16 protein-coding genes and 2 pseudogenes are annotated in these 14,868 nt (G+C 40.5%); all 18 read right to left on the bottom strand.

The annotated features are described in order from the left end of the window. Positions 1-405, bottom strand: a pseudogene (locus ED312_RS20120) (hypothetical protein); the annotation flags it as partial. 1,079 nt (positions 406-1,484) lie between these two features. Next, positions 1,485-4,538 (bottom strand): DEAD/DEAH box helicase, encoded by a 3,054-nt coding sequence (locus ED312_RS20115; protein WP_123217823.1) that lies wholly within the window; start codon positions 4,536-4,538, stop codon positions 1,485-1,487. A gap of 89 nt (positions 4,539-4,627) precedes the next feature. Beyond that, the gene (locus tag ED312_RS20110) at positions 4,628-4,852 is read right to left on the bottom strand and encodes a hypothetical protein (protein WP_148044341.1); all 225 of its coding nucleotides are present in this window, start codon (positions 4,850-4,852) and stop codon (positions 4,628-4,630) included. A 149-nt stretch (positions 4,853-5,001) separates the two neighbouring features. Next, positions 5,002-5,529: pseudogene (locus ED312_RS24550) on the bottom strand (transposase); the annotation flags it as partial. Positions 5,530-5,758: 229 nt separating this feature from the next. Continuing rightward, positions 5,759-6,973 (bottom strand): WG repeat-containing protein, encoded by a 1,215-nt coding sequence (locus ED312_RS20100; RefSeq protein WP_123217820.1) that lies wholly within the window; start codon positions 6,971-6,973, stop codon positions 5,759-5,761. A 98-nt stretch (positions 6,974-7,071) separates the two neighbouring features. Further along, positions 7,072-7,917: a hypothetical protein gene (locus ED312_RS20095; protein ID WP_240643156.1), complete on the bottom strand. Its 846-nt coding sequence runs from the start codon at positions 7,915-7,917 to the stop codon at positions 7,072-7,074. Positions 7,918-7,961: 44 nt separating this feature from the next. Next, positions 7,962-8,537, bottom strand: coding sequence for an SMI1/KNR4 family protein (locus ED312_RS20090; protein WP_123217819.1), 576 nt, complete (start codon positions 8,535-8,537; stop codon positions 7,962-7,964). A gap of 113 nt (positions 8,538-8,650) precedes the next feature. Then, the gene (locus tag ED312_RS20085; protein ID WP_123217818.1) at positions 8,651-9,046 is read right to left on the bottom strand and encodes a hypothetical protein; all 396 of its coding nucleotides are present in this window, start codon (positions 9,044-9,046) and stop codon (positions 8,651-8,653) included. Positions 9,047-9,096: 50 nt separating this feature from the next. Beyond that, positions 9,097-9,465 carry an SMI1/KNR4 family protein gene (locus tag ED312_RS20080; protein ID WP_123217817.1) on the bottom strand — a complete coding sequence of 123 codons (369 nt, stop codon included), beginning with the start codon at positions 9,463-9,465 and terminating at the stop codon, positions 9,097-9,099. A gap of 3 nt (positions 9,466-9,468) precedes the next feature. After that, the gene (locus ED312_RS20075; protein ID WP_123217816.1) at positions 9,469-10,074 is read right to left on the bottom strand and encodes a hypothetical protein; all 606 of its coding nucleotides are present in this window, start codon (positions 10,072-10,074) and stop codon (positions 9,469-9,471) included. Next, positions 10,075-10,527: a type II toxin-antitoxin system RatA family toxin gene (locus tag ED312_RS20070; protein ID WP_123217815.1), complete on the bottom strand. Its 453-nt coding sequence runs from the start codon at positions 10,525-10,527 to the stop codon at positions 10,075-10,077. Then, positions 10,528-11,064 carry a hypothetical protein gene (locus ED312_RS20065; protein WP_148044339.1) on the bottom strand — a complete coding sequence of 179 codons (537 nt, stop codon included), beginning with the start codon at positions 11,062-11,064 and terminating at the stop codon, positions 10,528-10,530. It abuts the gene before it with no gap. 3 nt (positions 11,065-11,067) lie between these two features. Continuing rightward, on the bottom strand, positions 11,068-11,490 hold the full coding sequence (locus ED312_RS20060; RefSeq protein WP_123217813.1) for a hypothetical protein: 423 nt from the start codon (positions 11,488-11,490) through the stop codon (positions 11,068-11,070). Between the two features lie 10 nt (positions 11,491-11,500). After that, positions 11,501-12,055: an SMI1/KNR4 family protein gene (locus ED312_RS20055; RefSeq protein WP_123217812.1), complete on the bottom strand. Its 555-nt coding sequence runs from the start codon at positions 12,053-12,055 to the stop codon at positions 11,501-11,503. Between the two features lie 24 nt (positions 12,056-12,079). After that, complete coding sequence (locus ED312_RS20050; protein WP_148044338.1) at positions 12,080-12,565, bottom strand: hypothetical protein; 486 nt, start codon at positions 12,563-12,565, stop codon at positions 12,080-12,082. A gap of 57 nt (positions 12,566-12,622) precedes the next feature. After that, positions 12,623-13,249, bottom strand: coding sequence for a DUF4303 domain-containing protein (locus ED312_RS20045; protein ID WP_123217810.1), 627 nt, complete (start codon positions 13,247-13,249; stop codon positions 12,623-12,625). Between the two features lie 508 nt (positions 13,250-13,757). Then, positions 13,758-14,300, bottom strand: coding sequence for a CbrC family protein (locus ED312_RS20040; protein WP_123217809.1), 543 nt, complete (start codon positions 14,298-14,300; stop codon positions 13,758-13,760). A gap of 220 nt (positions 14,301-14,520) precedes the next feature. Continuing rightward, on the bottom strand, positions 14,521-14,868 hold a 348-nt coding region (locus ED312_RS23915; RefSeq protein ID WP_170164569.1), incomplete at its 5' end, for a hypothetical protein.

Below are 14,868 nucleotides of genomic sequence, written 5' to 3'. Positions count from 1 at the left end.
CAGTTCGGAGAGGTCAATGACCTGGGTATCCCCGTTCTCGTCGATATAGGTAAGCTCGTTGTCTGCCGGATTATAGATAATCACATTATCCGGCAGGTCTCCGCCATTCGCATCTTCTGCAGATACTACCCGATGCCAGCTTTCTGCATACCAATAATAGTAGCCAGGTTTAACATCTGCCGTACTGGCCGTATTAAATACCAGCAAACTCTCCACATTGCCATTGGCAATCGTAGTCTGGTCCCGGGCTCCCGTAAGGGCAACCCGCGGGATCAATATCCCCTTATCTTCTGCCACAACATCCAGCTGGGCCGAACTGTCTGGTAAGGGCGTTCCGATACCCACCTGGGCATGCCCGTAATAAACAACTACCAGAAAAAAAGCTAAAGCGTATAGTCTCTTCATAAGTCAGAATTAAATAATTATAGTTCAACACGAAATTTGAGTTTCCTTTTTTTATGGAACTACCACCCCCCCTACCTCCATTCTGAGAAGGGAATCACATTTTCTACTTGACCAAGTGGTCTTTTCAAATGGAAGCGCAAACCTAACCTGATGTCTTTCCAAATCAATGGAATGGATATCCGGGAATACATTTGGGGTGGTGCATAAGTATTACATTTGGGTTACTGATATTATGTTTAATAAAAATCACCTGTTTTTATTATGACAAGATAGTTGTCCACGGTGTCGGGGACTTATAACAGGAGTTAATGGTCAATTTTGAAAAGTCAAGCTAACTGATTCCGGGGCTATGCGTAGAATTAGAATTGGTTAGTATTGTATATCCCGAAAATTTAAGAATGTTAATTTATTCTTACAGTTATATATTCCTTGTCATATCACATTTCTCGATCACTAAAAATTTAACAGAAATACGATAACATGACACATAAAGCAGATCAAATACGAAAAAACATAGTATTTTTTTCACAATATTTTAACAATAATAAATTTAAAACAGAATATCAATAAAAAAGGTAGGGGACATCCTATTCTTTTATCCTTATTTATATTCCAGCTTTATGAGTCTTAATCTAACGGAATTTGGAAGAAATATATGATGTTGTTTTGCATCGGTACTATACCGTAATAAAAACATAGGAGGAGGGTTTGAAGCATAATAACTGTTTAACCTCCTCTGTTTTTAGGGGCAGTGATATGGCTTACAGCATTTCCCGGACTACTTTGTCGCTATCATTACCCTTTTGCAGGAACAGGTACTTTATCTGCTCGCCAACGGGTGTATCCTGCGGGGGCTGGCAGGGGGGCTTTTATTATGAGCCAGTACAGAATAATATTATAGACAGGCTATCAAAACAGAAAAATTCCTATTCAAGAGAAGGTTATGTTTAATTTAATTAAAATAAAAAAAGAGCAGTCATATCAATTTTACGGCGCCACTTATCCTGTAGAGGCTTTCAATGGATCTTTATGTACCGTCTATGGTTTATATGGACAAGGCCTTACATAAGAGTGAAAAGTTAATAATCCAAAATACCAGCCATTGTATTGAAATATTTACAGGGACCCCAAAGCTTTTTATTTCCTATTACATAAAATCGTTTTTTTGCTCTTGTGAGCGCTACGTTTAACATATTAGGCTTTTGAGAAGCCCAGTTCCTGGCTCCCGGGGATTTAGGATTACTTCCCAATACCAGAAAAACAATATCCGCTTCTTTTCCCTGAAACTTATGTATTGTCCCGCATGAGATATTTTTCTGTGACTTAAATTCATTCAAACAGAAATCGGCGACGGATTTAAAAGGTGAAATAACATAAATTTTCCCCACGTACCCCGTTTGAAGCAAGTCACTTATCTTATTTTTCAGAACATCAACCTCTTCAGGAATCACATGTTTTTTATAGGGTGTGGACGAACATTCAACATGAAACCATTTTGACACGCCAATAAATTCTGTAGTTGAATTTTCAGGGACTGCATTCACCATCTGGTTACTGTACGCAATTTCATTGGTGATCGTAAACATAGGGTCATCACACCTTCTATGTGCACGGAGGGGAAAGCCTGCCCATATTCTTTCTTCTGAGTTTCCTATGTCCATATAGGTTCCTAGATAAGACGCTTTATCGGCCAACTGCTGAACAGAAACTTTGTGAGGAGACCATCCTACTTCAACACGGTGTTCATTTCTCAACTTCGTAACCAGTTTCTTGGGTATGGTTACAACCGGTTCTACTTGCAACGGGTCACCAACAATTACACATCGTTTTGAGCGATGAATTAGGCCCGCTACCGATTGGGGAGTGGCTTGCCCGGCCTCATCAATAAGCAGCCAGCCTATTTGTCCTTTATTTATCTTGGGAAACAATCTACTGGCAGATGCCAGTGTAGTAGATGCTACAGGCACACATAAAAAGAATGTATCCCACAGGTTTTGAGACATTTTAGAATCTACGGTTACCCAACCGGAAATCATCTCGAAAAATGCCGTTAAGTTATTTCGGATACTTTTTGCATTCGCCAGAATGGCATCGTGGTGTAGCCGGGTAGCTGTTATAAAAATATCGCTTCTTAATTTTGCTATTTTAGGAGAATGATAAGGGTTGAGAAGGTGTATTTCCTCCAATTTCTTTTGCAGGAATTCAATGTTGAACAGATTTCTTGTTTCTATCCCATATTCCTTACATAATATTTCCTGCAATTTTTTGTATTCCGAGACGAACATATCAAGTTCGGATAAATCACTTTTGTTCTTTTCCTGTTCGGAATGAAGTACTTTGGCGCTGTCATTATTCATGGCCAGTTCCTTTCGTATACGCTCTAATATGGAATTAATCGATTTTAGTTTATTGATCAGCTCTTCGGCTTCCGAATTCCATTTTTTAAAATTAGAGGTGGAAAATAATTTTTGAAAAAAGAAAAACGAGGGCTTACGCTGCATTTGCAAATTCAACAATGATTGCAATCTGTCAGCATCTTGTCTGGTTGTGTTCTCTTTTTCCAAAAGACTTTTCTCCTCAGTGGAAAGGTCGGACAATCTGGCTTCAACCCGGGTAATTTCTGCTATACGTTGTTCTTTTTTTTCTATGTTGCTGATATACTCCGGTAGTTGTTTATGAAAAGAAGAAGCCGTCTTTTTGAACGCATCAAATTCTTTCAGCAGGCTTTTGAGTTTTTTGGATTGAGTATTAAAGGATTTACGATGCAGGAATGTCTGGTCATTCTCAGGATCCCGGTAGATATTATATAATAAATCATTAAACCTAATTTCTTCAGTATCTTTTTTGGATTGCCAGAAAGCTTCTCTAAAAGCGTTTCTGTTTTTAGCGTTACCTAAAGCAACGGCTAACGCTCCCCAGCTTTCGTCATCAATTATTGATTGGGAACAATCAGAGAAATAATCGGCATCAGGAAATGTGCTTGTATCGATTTTACTTTTAAGAGGAAGTTCCTTGCTGATATTTTCTACAGCAGCATTATTGTTACTGGCTACAACTATACCAAAATCACCCTGGAGCGCTTCTTTAAGATTGTATGTATATCGGTCATATCCCGATTCTTTTTCGATTTTACGATACCCGCTTTCAAACAGCGCATTGCATCCCAAATCTGAAATAACTTTCGCCCTTTCAACTATAATCCCAGCTATGATATCCAGTAACAATGTGGTTTTTCCTGTGCCGGGAGGACCATTAACTCCCTGTAAACCTTCATTCCCTTTAAGATTGGAAAAGATTGTATTGACCGCTCCTGCCTGTGCTGAATAAAGCCCGTATTCTATTTTAGACGGCCACCTTCCGGCGGTCATCAAACCGGGGTCAATGGTCTGGAATAACAGTTCTTTGTTTTTAATTAAATCTTTCCTTTTTTCTATAGAAGGGTTAAGAGTTAAATAAGATTGAAGGGCAATGCCTAACTGGTTTTGTTTTATAGAGGAAAGATAATTTAGGTCATCCAGAAAGAAACTGTTTAAAAAACCGGTATTGGGCTCACTGTCTTTAGGAACTAGTTCTTCCAGGATATAAATTTTGATGTCTTGTTTCCACCACCCGGTGATATTTTCCAGGTAATCAATTTCCCTTTTGAGATGTTCCCGAACAACAACTTCCCCTTGTGGTAATTCCTCCGTATTGTCAGTGGCTATAAAACCGTACCTGTCGTAAAAATCTTCTTTTGACCTTTCCAGTGCTTCAGGAACAGTTGAAAGCTTTTTATTTTGCTCCAAAGCCCTAATCCCAAAAGTATAGCTGGCCGTTATATAACTATCATACTGCGGGCAACCCTTTTCGTCTAAAATCAGGGCAGACAGGCAACTAAACCCGGTAACAGGCTCTTCCCAGTCATTAACTGCCTCTATTTTCAGCAAATTGTTAAGATGTTCAACAATCACTTTTTTGTCAATTTTCCCAAAAATGAGCGTGTAACGCCATTTATAATTTTTCCTTCCCGGCCTGTTTTCTTTAAACCAGGGCAAATCAGCGTTAACTTCAAGTAATAGGGAATCTTTGTTGAAATCAGGAAGATTGAATATCTCGACATCTCTCCAGAATTGCAATATATCTTGTTGTTTCAAATCTCTAACGGGTGAATTATGTTTACCCGTAAATTTAATGTTTTTTACTAACCTTTGTATGCTGGGATCTCCGGCAATGTTATTGCTTCCTATTGCATCTGCATATTCTGTTCAACCTTAAGTCTTGTTTCTTTGATTTTATTCTTCGAAAGGATATCTAATAATATTTGCTCGTCAGTGACAATAAAGTGTTCTATATCATTTACTCCACATTTCCATAACTCTAGGTATTCACCACGATTTAAGGTTCCCCCTAAAACTTCTGCTAATTCTCTAACTGAAGGAGGAACTCCCAACTCTAATCTTAAAAGCACATGAATAATGTTCAAGCCTTATGGACTAAAAGCACTCAAACTGCTCATTTTAAGTATTTTTAAAAACTCCTCTACTTCGACCAGGCTCAGCACAGCGCCTTGAGATCAAGGGAGGTGATCCCGATTGAAATCGGGATCGGAGGGTTTGAAGTCAGGTAAAAACTTAGGATTTCCTCCTGGTCATTGATAATCAAATGCAGTTTGATCCCGAAAGCTTTCGGGACAAAAAACGAGCCCATAGTGGATTTACCTTTTGCGGCCAGCCCTTTCAGGACCTGGTGTTGCTTTTCCCGTTTGACATGACAGACCTTGACCGTTGTTGAATCAATAAAAGAGATCCCCCTGCAAGTCCCCAAAGCATTGGTTTTGAGAAAGACCATCAAAGGTACCATGATCCGTTTGGAACTTTGCACAAAGCGTTCGTAAGAGACCAAATCCGGGAAAAGATGGTTGTAATGTTTGGACAGATACATCATATAAAAGGATTTAAAGTCATTAATGCGACTTAAGTGAAAGCAAATCAGAATGGTCATCATCTCACTGTCGGAAAGCCTGCTTTTTCGGTTTCTTGACTTCCCGGTGGCACTTTCTAAGCGTAATTGTTTGATTTCCGCTTCAAAAAGTTGGGTGAAATCGTCAATTTGCACAAAAATTTTCGTAATTTTATCTTCGTTCACGGGAGTGAAATTCAAATCATAACTATATGATATTCAATTACTAATATAATTGTTTTACTCCTTTTTTATGTTAATATTACTTTATCTCTTATCCATTATTCACGTTATATTAAGTATAACGTACAAAGATTGCCAACCATCAGTGCCTTTTATCTCTCTTCAATAGGGATCAACATTTTTTCAACTAATTACCTTCAGGGACCATCCGGGAGGAAACCGGTTTGCCGGGCTATTTCAACAAGGGTTTTTTAATGACCGCCAATTTTCCCTTCAGGGTTTTTACCAACGCCAATCCGCCGGCAAAGTCAAAGGCCTCACTAAATTGCGGGGAGACCTGCAAATTCCCGTAAATATCGATATAGCCCCATCCCGATTCTTTGCCTGAAACGATCCTTACAGCCAATAACCCCTCATAAAAGCCATACCTGCTGTCATATATACAGCCGTAATCATTGCAGAGCGGAATGACAGAGACGACCTCGCCCGAAGTGTTTAATACGTGTATGCTGCCGTCCTTGTTATCCTGTTCTTCCCCGTTAACCTGAACGAGGGACAGGCCATTCTTAAAATCATAAGGTTGCTGGTGATAACGTGCCTTTAAAATCACCTTGCCCTTTTTGTTCATAAGCCCCCATTTCCCATCCTCCATATATACTGCTACACCATCGTTGAAATTGTTCAAGTTGGAAACGTCTGTTTTAAACAGCATATGACCAAGCGTGTCAATAACATTGTATTCATAAGCATCATATTCAAGCTTTTCAGCCAGCTTCCTAACCAAATCGCTTTTGTATTTGCGTTTTTTCTTTACTTTGGCCTTTACAATGGCCACCCCGTCAGAGAAATCGAAGGCCCGTTCGTATTGTGGAGGAATCTTCCGGTTCCCGGATCGATCCACATACCCGGCAAGACCGTTTTCCCAGACCAACAGGCGGCCACTGTTTAAGCTCCCGGGGTCATCCCCGGTATAAGGGGAATGAAAAAGAACCTGGCCGTTTTTGTCTATGTACATCCATTTATATCTTCCAGATTTATCTTTCCCCTCTGATACCGCAGCCATTCCGTTTGAAAAATCGCGGGCTTCCGAATACATCAGGGGGATCGTCGTATTCCCTTGTTTGTCAATATACCCGTACTTGTACCCGTTTGCGGAATCCCATACGGCTACTGCCGCCAGGCCCTCACGGAAAGCATTGGCTTTATCAAATTCAGGGGCGATCACCCGGTTTTGTTCGGCATCAATATACCCGTTAAGTATTATTCCACGGGCACTGAATGCAGCCCGTCCTTCATAAAAACCGGACAGTGACGTATATTCGTTTTCCGGAGGTATGGCATAATCAGGCTCCTGCGCGGATAGGGTATTGTATTGTATAAAACACAGCGGCAGCCAGAATAGCTGGCATATACGCAGTGTGTTGTATAGACGCTGATGACGACTCATAAGGGGTTATATATAATGGTTGACAATCCATATTTAATGTTTAGGAGTGACATCCTCATTAAGGGATATACTGATGGTGTTTGTGGTGTTTCTTTTTATTACCATCCTGTTACTAACAAGTTTCTTGCTGCTCGTTCACTGCATTTCTGATATTTGGAATAGGCTAATGCTGCTCTTCTCCTTATGCTTTCGTTGGTTTCGGCTTTTGTGTAACCCGTTATGGCATCGTGTATGGTATAAGCTTCCGGGGCCATTAGCCCCGTAGTCCATACAAGCGGATTTACATTTGCATTTTTTAAATGAGGAGAAAAATAGCTTTTGCTGTAACAGGCCAGAATTATGATATCCCTTTTTTTGTTATCCTTGTTATTGAACGGCCCTTTCAACCGGAAGTCCATAAGCCCATCATGACCGATATATGCAATCAGTCCGGAGTTCCCGGAAATTCCAATGACCCTGTCGTCAATGACCAAGGTGTCTTTAAGCTGTCCGCAACTGCTTTGTAGAAAGTCTTTCGTGCACTGCTTAATATGTTTTCCGTCATAGGCATCGGCCACCAGGTAAAAATTTTTGTTTTGGTGTTTAAAAACTAGCCTCTCAAGTATTATGGAATCTGATTTTTGCTTTTTGACAAGCGCCCACTCCTTACTGTTCTTGAAATAGGTCCGAACTCCAAAACCACAACCCCAGTATAAATTATTATGAGGGTCCTGTCCATTGCCGATTTTGGCCGGAACAGGAACAATACCTTGATATTTATTGTCGCACAGCGCCACAAAAATGTGAATGGTCTTGGATATAGTGTCAAAAGGCTTGGAACTTTGCTTTGTTTCTTTTTCAGCTTTTGTGGTTAAAGCGGTCAATTGGGGTGCATTATTGGTCTGACAGTTACAACCAAGAACAGATAAAAAAAGTACTACTGTCAGTATTTGATATTTCTTCATTCCCGTATTTTTTGCATTCTTTTCTCTTTAAATGTTGTCAGATGCTAACAGTTTTGCAACAAATCATCTATGGAATCTCTCCAGAAATCTGATTCGGTAAAGATATCCGGATTGATTTCCTGAAATGCCTTTTGCAGCTCTGCTATGTGTTTTGGGGAGTATTTAGCATCGGCAATTCCCCTTTGCCCGAATTCCGCCCGTATTTGTTCATTGATTTTTTTATACGCCACCAGGCATCGGGCCAGTTCTGCCACATTCTTATTTATGATGCTGTCAAGCTGAAACTTATCTTCGTGGTCCAGCAACACAATCCGGTCATTGGTCCCGGCATCCATACAAATGGGGTTTCCCGCCCCGTCGACACCAAAAACCCAGTACTTCCCGGCATCGGTACCGAGACTGTGATAACCGTTATAGTATTCGGAAACCGTACGGAATTTTCCACCAAAGTCCCCTAATCCGAAACTGAGGAACGGGGCGGCATTCTCAGGAAAGCCTCCCTTTAAGAAATCTTTTGTCGATACGGATAAAGTCGTCCGTTTTAGTTGTTCAGGACTGAACTCAGTCCACCCGAAAAAATCATCCGGTTTCCATTCTTTTTTAAATTCTGCTGCTGTCATTTTTTTATTCTTTTTCCATACGGACTAAACACTTAAAGCCTTGATAAATCCAAGGTGGGTGTATCCGGATTACTTTTAGCCTTTGTTGCAACGGTTACCATTGTTGTACATAGTTATATATGTCCATCGTTCAGTTGACTTCCCAATTTGTTTTCTTTTACAAGTTCCATATATTTTACCTTCAAGTCATTCATTTGATGAAATCCGTCCATTTTTAAATCAAACTTTTCCATCATCCACTGTTTAATGGTTTCAATATCTCCTTCTAAAAAATCGTTCTCGTCTTTATCCAATTCATTACATGTTTCAAATTCCGTTACATCATTAAAAATTTCGTCTCCTTCATCTAAACTCCGGATTAAAGTAGCTTTATAATTTAAATCACTTTTTTCGAGCTTAATCCAATCAAATGTTCTACTTTCAAAATACCAGTAAACTTTTACAAAACAGGCTAATTTTCGTCCTAACTTAAGATAAAGTTCAATTTTGTTCTCAGGTATAGTTTTCATTGCTATATTCTATTTAGTCATTGTTTTTTCTATACGGGCTAACCAAACTTTTAACTCTCGATCAGTCCGGCTATAAAATGATCCAAATTATCATCCAACGGAAAACAACCAAAATCAAAATCGAAGTAATACAATCTACCGCTGTTCTGCCGGCCATATCCTATACCAATTACGGCTTCTCCCAACGTGCCCAAAAACGGGAATACCTTATATGTATGAAGGTAAGGTTTAAACCTGTTCCAGATAGCATTCAGTTCGTTTTCCGGGAAAACCTCTTCGATCGGTATATACCGGTCGGGGATATCACCGAGTCCCTTATAACCGGCCAAATCAATCTTTTCGGATAAGAGCCGGGTGTGCAAAGGCTCTTCCCATATCCTTTCAATTAAGTGTTTAATGCCCGACGGTATTTCTTCCATTGTTTAAGTTTTAATTTTACTGACTGAAGGAGAAATTACCAGATCGGGCCGGAACAATGAAAGCCCCTTGATAAAATGCCTTTGGAGGGATTTCCTGTTTATGGTTACAGATGCAAAGGCCACATCCGTATTTGCAAAAGGAACCCTGGTTTTACTACCTTTCCTAAACACTTTCAAATAGGTAGTAGTCCCCATCATTCCGTGCTCTCCCATATAAGAATAGGAATCCTCTGTAAAAATATCGTGTTCGTAAGGCGAAGGAGCTTTCTCCAATTGTGCGTACAAAATGGAATCTGTAGCGTCATTCAGCTTTTCGTAATGAATCCCCGAACGGTCTACTCTTATTTGTGTTATGGCATTGTGTTTTGCCTTTTTAAAATGCCAGATTAACAATACGGTGATCAATACGTAGTACAGGCCCGAAAGCAGCAAACCTCCGTTACTGTCGGAGCGTGCTTCCCGGTAAAGTAAAACCGGCGCCCCGTATAAGAGGGCGGCAATGGGTAAGAGCACAAACAGTGCAAAAATTACCCGTACCATCCAGGTCCAGGTACGATGAGGACGGGATACCATTTCGGGAAAGTTGTCTTTGTCAACGGTAGGTTTCATTTAATGATGCCTTTTTTCGATGTTTGTTTTAAGGTCAGTTAACCGCTGCTTAACGTTTGCCTGTAAATTACGTGTTATGGTTCCGGTAAACAGGTTGAACGGAAACCTAAGCAAAAATGAATATAGAAAAGCAACTTCTGTTTTATTGTTTTCAATTTCCTTGAATGTCCAAGAACCTAAAAAGGATTTAAACATAAACGGGCCTTCTGTCATTTTGATTGCGGTTACCTTTGGTCGATTGAAAGTAACATATTCCGTCACCATGCCAATTCCATTTTTAGCCACGCAATAGGCTTTAACTCCTTTACCAGCCGTTGTTGCACCTTCAATTAAGTCTGCCTTCTTTAAAAAAGTGTCCCATTTTAGTCGTTCATTATAATCCTGCGTAAAATCAAAAACTTTCTCTGCTTTTTCGCCAATTAGAATAGTTTCAGTAAATTTTATTGCTGCCATTTATTCTGAGTTTTGTTTAATTGACGTCAACAAATAACGTTGGAAAGATTTTAAAATTAGTCTTGCGGGAATATTAAATAAAAAATGTAATCGCCTGTCAATACTATAAGTTGTAGTTAGTTTTAAGGTTGTGGTTTGCTCTTTAGTTATCAGATAATAAGCACCTGCCGGAACTTGAAAAACGCCTTCCGAAAGTTCGAAAAAGTAACAGACCCTGAATTCTTTTTCAGGATTAAATGTAAATGAATATTCAATCAAGGGTCTCCAAACCAAAATTTCCTGTACAAACTTTTTCCCGCTGTCGAAATAAGCAATTCGCCTTCCGCCCTGGCCTTCTGACAGCATTTCTGCCTTTAGTGGTTTGGGTATATCGAGAAGTCTAAAAATAACCGGATCGGAAAACTGTTCTATTTTGACATTGGTAATATTATCCCAAATGGTTTCAGGTTGTGCATTAATTTCTATCACAGAAGAAATCGTACTTTCCATATGCCTTTTACCGGTTTTCAAGTTTGTTATCTTTTTAACTGTTTTCAACTCTCACATCAATTTAAGGTAATCCGTAGTTCCATACCAATATACCGGAATACTTATTAAAAGAGCTATAGCTATGGCCAGGAGCAAGGCATAACGGCTTCCCGCTACTTTAAGGAAAATAAACAACCGTATCAACGAATGCACGATAAACAGTGCTAACGGAACCAGCTCTCCCCCGGGCTCATATTTAAGCAACATCATAAACAGCCAAAAAACGGACAACAGAAAAAGGTATTCTGCGGCTATAACTATACCTATCAACACCCGGTTTTTAACAAAAAGTAAAGGGATATAAAGCAGGAAGCCGAAAAATATCCAGGCAAGACTCCGGTCCGCGGCATTAGTAGCGACCATAAGGATGATAGTTAGTGCGGAAACCGCTATAACGGTATAGAAATATGGGGTGAGTTCGTCTTTATTTTTCATATCACTGTGTTTATTCCACCATAAATATTTTGGGATAACCGTCTATTGTTTCCGGGGAAATGTACTCGTCAAACTTTCCGTTGGGAACAGATTGATAATAGTTGTTTAACTGTGAAAGAAAAACTGTCAGTGACGGGGCAATAACATTCCGGTTGTTATCGGCGTGCCAAAACTCAATGAGTTGTCCTTTTCGCCCTGTAAAGACCCCTCCTGTGTCATAACAAATATAATCTCCACCGCCGTTATGGAAAACGGGGATCCATTGTTCATTCCACCAGTTCTCCACATCAAAATCAAACCCGATCATCGAAGTCAGTTCCGCAGCTATATCCAATACCTCTCCTAAAGGAATAAACATCGAATTATTGACAAAAGCCTTGTAGCAGTCATTCTTTTGCCCGTTTTTCCATTGGTACAATGCTTTTAAGTCACCCGGAAGCTTTACCTGGTATTTTTCTTCTAAATGGCAGATTTCGTTAATTGTCAATGGTGGTTGCAGGCACCGGAAATAGTCTGCCCGGTTTTCTTTCAACCTGTGTTCCAGGTTTGCCAATGTGGTTTCCATATCCTTTCTGTTGGTTTGTTATGATTAATACACCTTAAGTTTACCATCGGGCCATCGTCCTTCCCAGCCACAAGGCAAGTGGCCCGATTGATAGACCTGAATAAGGTTTTCATAAAAAAATGGTGGCCGTAGCCCTCTCCGGTATATACGCTCCATAATGAAATGTACGGTGTCCCAGCTGACGCATTGGATGATCAGTTTACTATCAAAACCATGTACATCCGGAAGCTCCGGCAGGATATGGGTTTCCACAAATTCCCGGGCTTCCTGTGCATAAGTATTCCAATGATGAAAATCACGATGGTTGTTTACAGACAGGCGCGCGGTGATTTCATTGGCAGCTTGTAAGGTTACATCTTCCCATTCCGGGCTTTCCAGGTGTCTTGATGCCACGCTCACCGTGGAAAGGGTCACCACGTCCCGGTCTGACGAGCCGGCGCCGGTCTGGCTCAGCCAGTTGATATCCAGCAGGGTGTTTTTAATCGTATCCGGAATGGTTATTTTTTGCATAATTCTATCTTTATAGGTATACTTACATATCCCCGGTTCTTGCCATAACATCGAAATCTATCGTACCCCATCCTTCTTCCAGCTTTCACAGGCTTTGACAAATTCATTGGTCAGCCGCGCAGGGTTTGCCCGTTTTACCCAACCGATGGTTTTATCCAAATATTCCAGCCTGTGCAGCAGTACCGGGATGCTTTTCCCGAATTTCCTTTCAATTACTTTTTCACGGAACAGGCGTTGGATTAAGAGAATTATTACATCGATAAACTCCCGGTTAAAACCATTTCCATACTCCAATAGCTTATCGAACAGTGCTTCATCTTCTTCGGCTTCATCTTCTTCGGCTTCCTCATCTTCCAGATCCGAGTAAAAATAAGGTGTTTCCCTAAACCACGATTTCAACAGCTCATCATTTTCACCACCTATTTCTGCTATATCGTTTTGTAACCAAAAAGCATAATTCCATTTGGCTTCCATTTCGCTTGAGGCATCCGCAACTCTGTTCCGGTAATTTGACATTGTGTTATAGCTCAGGATTATTTTCGGGTGCCTGGGGTTGTCATCCTCGTTAGCATACCAAAATGATATTGCATAGATATCCGCCACCTCCATATTTGCAATCGCATCCAATGCCTCCTTTACGCTGTTTATGCCCGTTTCTATAAACTTTTTTTTTGCTTCCATCATCAGATTTATATGATGTGTTTGCCTATGGATTTATGCGTTAAAAGCCCTTCCCACAAGTGAGACCACAAAGGGCAGAACTATCAGCACAACCATGAGAATTAATCCTATAAAATGCCAGACCGGGGTTTTGGCATTTTCCTTTAGCCTTTTGTACTCGGTTTTCAATTGTGGAGAAAATTCCCGTTTTCTCCACGCATATTGACAATGCCTGCTCTCCGCAACCCCTGTTTTTCCAACAGGAAATAAAGGGATCCAAAAGAAGTGAAAATACCTGCCGAAAACATTTACAAAAGTACTCCCTTCTGTTTTACAATGTCGGCATTGCAGTCCGCGATGTGATGAAGAAAGCGTTTGTAAGTGTGTGCTCCTGATTCCGTAAAAAAATATCATTTTTCTGTTTTAATAGTATTAAACTTTTATATCGATGTATACTATACCGTTTCCAATAAATTTATCCATTTTAAAGGTGTGATAAATGTGACCGGGGCATCAGAACGCTTCATCTCTTTCAATCGCTATCAACATGCAGCCGGTGCTGTCCGCAGTTTACACATTGAAATAAATAACCAACCAAACTACCGTCTTTTGATAAGTGTTTCTTAATCAATTCAGCTCCATAACCGCTTTTTTCTATATCCTCATTCAGTTCATCCATGAGCGGTGCTATTGTTTTCGTATCGGCATAGCCGATAAACGCACAAGGCTCATTGCAATGGGTCGGCCAGACTTCCTGTTGCCAGGAGGTATAGCTTGGTGTTTTGCCGGTGATTTCGAGCAATAGCTCCTCGGGTATTGCCGGTGCTGCATCGTTCGGGTTGGGCGATACGCCCTCTATACCACAATAATCATTAAATTCCCCGCTGTACTTTTCGGCGGCTTTCCCGTTTGCGATGCACCAGGGACAGATATATTCCGGTTCTTCTCTGCTGTAAAAGGAGCTGTTGTATTTAAGGTTTCTTTTTTCATTGCATACATCACAAACTCCCTCCTCTTTGTCAAAAAGGTCAAGGTCAAAAGCGTTCGGGCTGTACTTGAATTTCGGTAATTCCATATTTCCTGTTTATTTCATGTGTATATTTTTATTGTTTCTCAACAGTCACTACCTGTCCCGAAACATTGAGGGATGGAACACCCATATTCATGCTTGTTTGTGGTAAAAGAAACTTTATCATGGGTGTTTCATTATATATCTTTTAGGGTACCCCTTTATTACCCTACTCGGAGCTTAATATATCCCGGCGGGATGTTTATCCTATTCTTTACCCCCCGGTTCAAGGCTTCCCCCAAACTTTTTTGTAGGTGATCTTCTTTACCTTCCACTGCCCATCGGCAAACACCAGTTCGGCAAGGTGAAAAAGCATCAGGGGAGCGCGTGGCATCTGTTGGCGTTCCAACCACAAGGATTGCCGCTCCGTCTTAAGCCGCCATTGTCCTATAAAGGCGGTGCTGTCCGTTATGATGGGGTGGGAGTACCTTTGAAGTTCCTCAATGAGATACCCATATGCTTCCGGAGATTGCTGTTGTTTCAAGGCTTCGATTAAGCGGAGTTTGAGCTGCTTCAGGCTGCCAATGGTCATTTGGTATGTACTGTCCTTATAGGCAATCAAAAGGGTATCCTT

This window comes from Sinomicrobium pectinilyticum, assembly GCF_003725735.1.
In the GTDB taxonomy this organism is placed as follows: Bacteria; Bacteroidota; Bacteroidia; order Flavobacteriales; family Flavobacteriaceae; genus Sinomicrobium; species Sinomicrobium pectinilyticum.
Note: the sequence above shows the minus strand (reverse complement) of the source record. Positions and strands in the feature narration are given on the sequence as shown.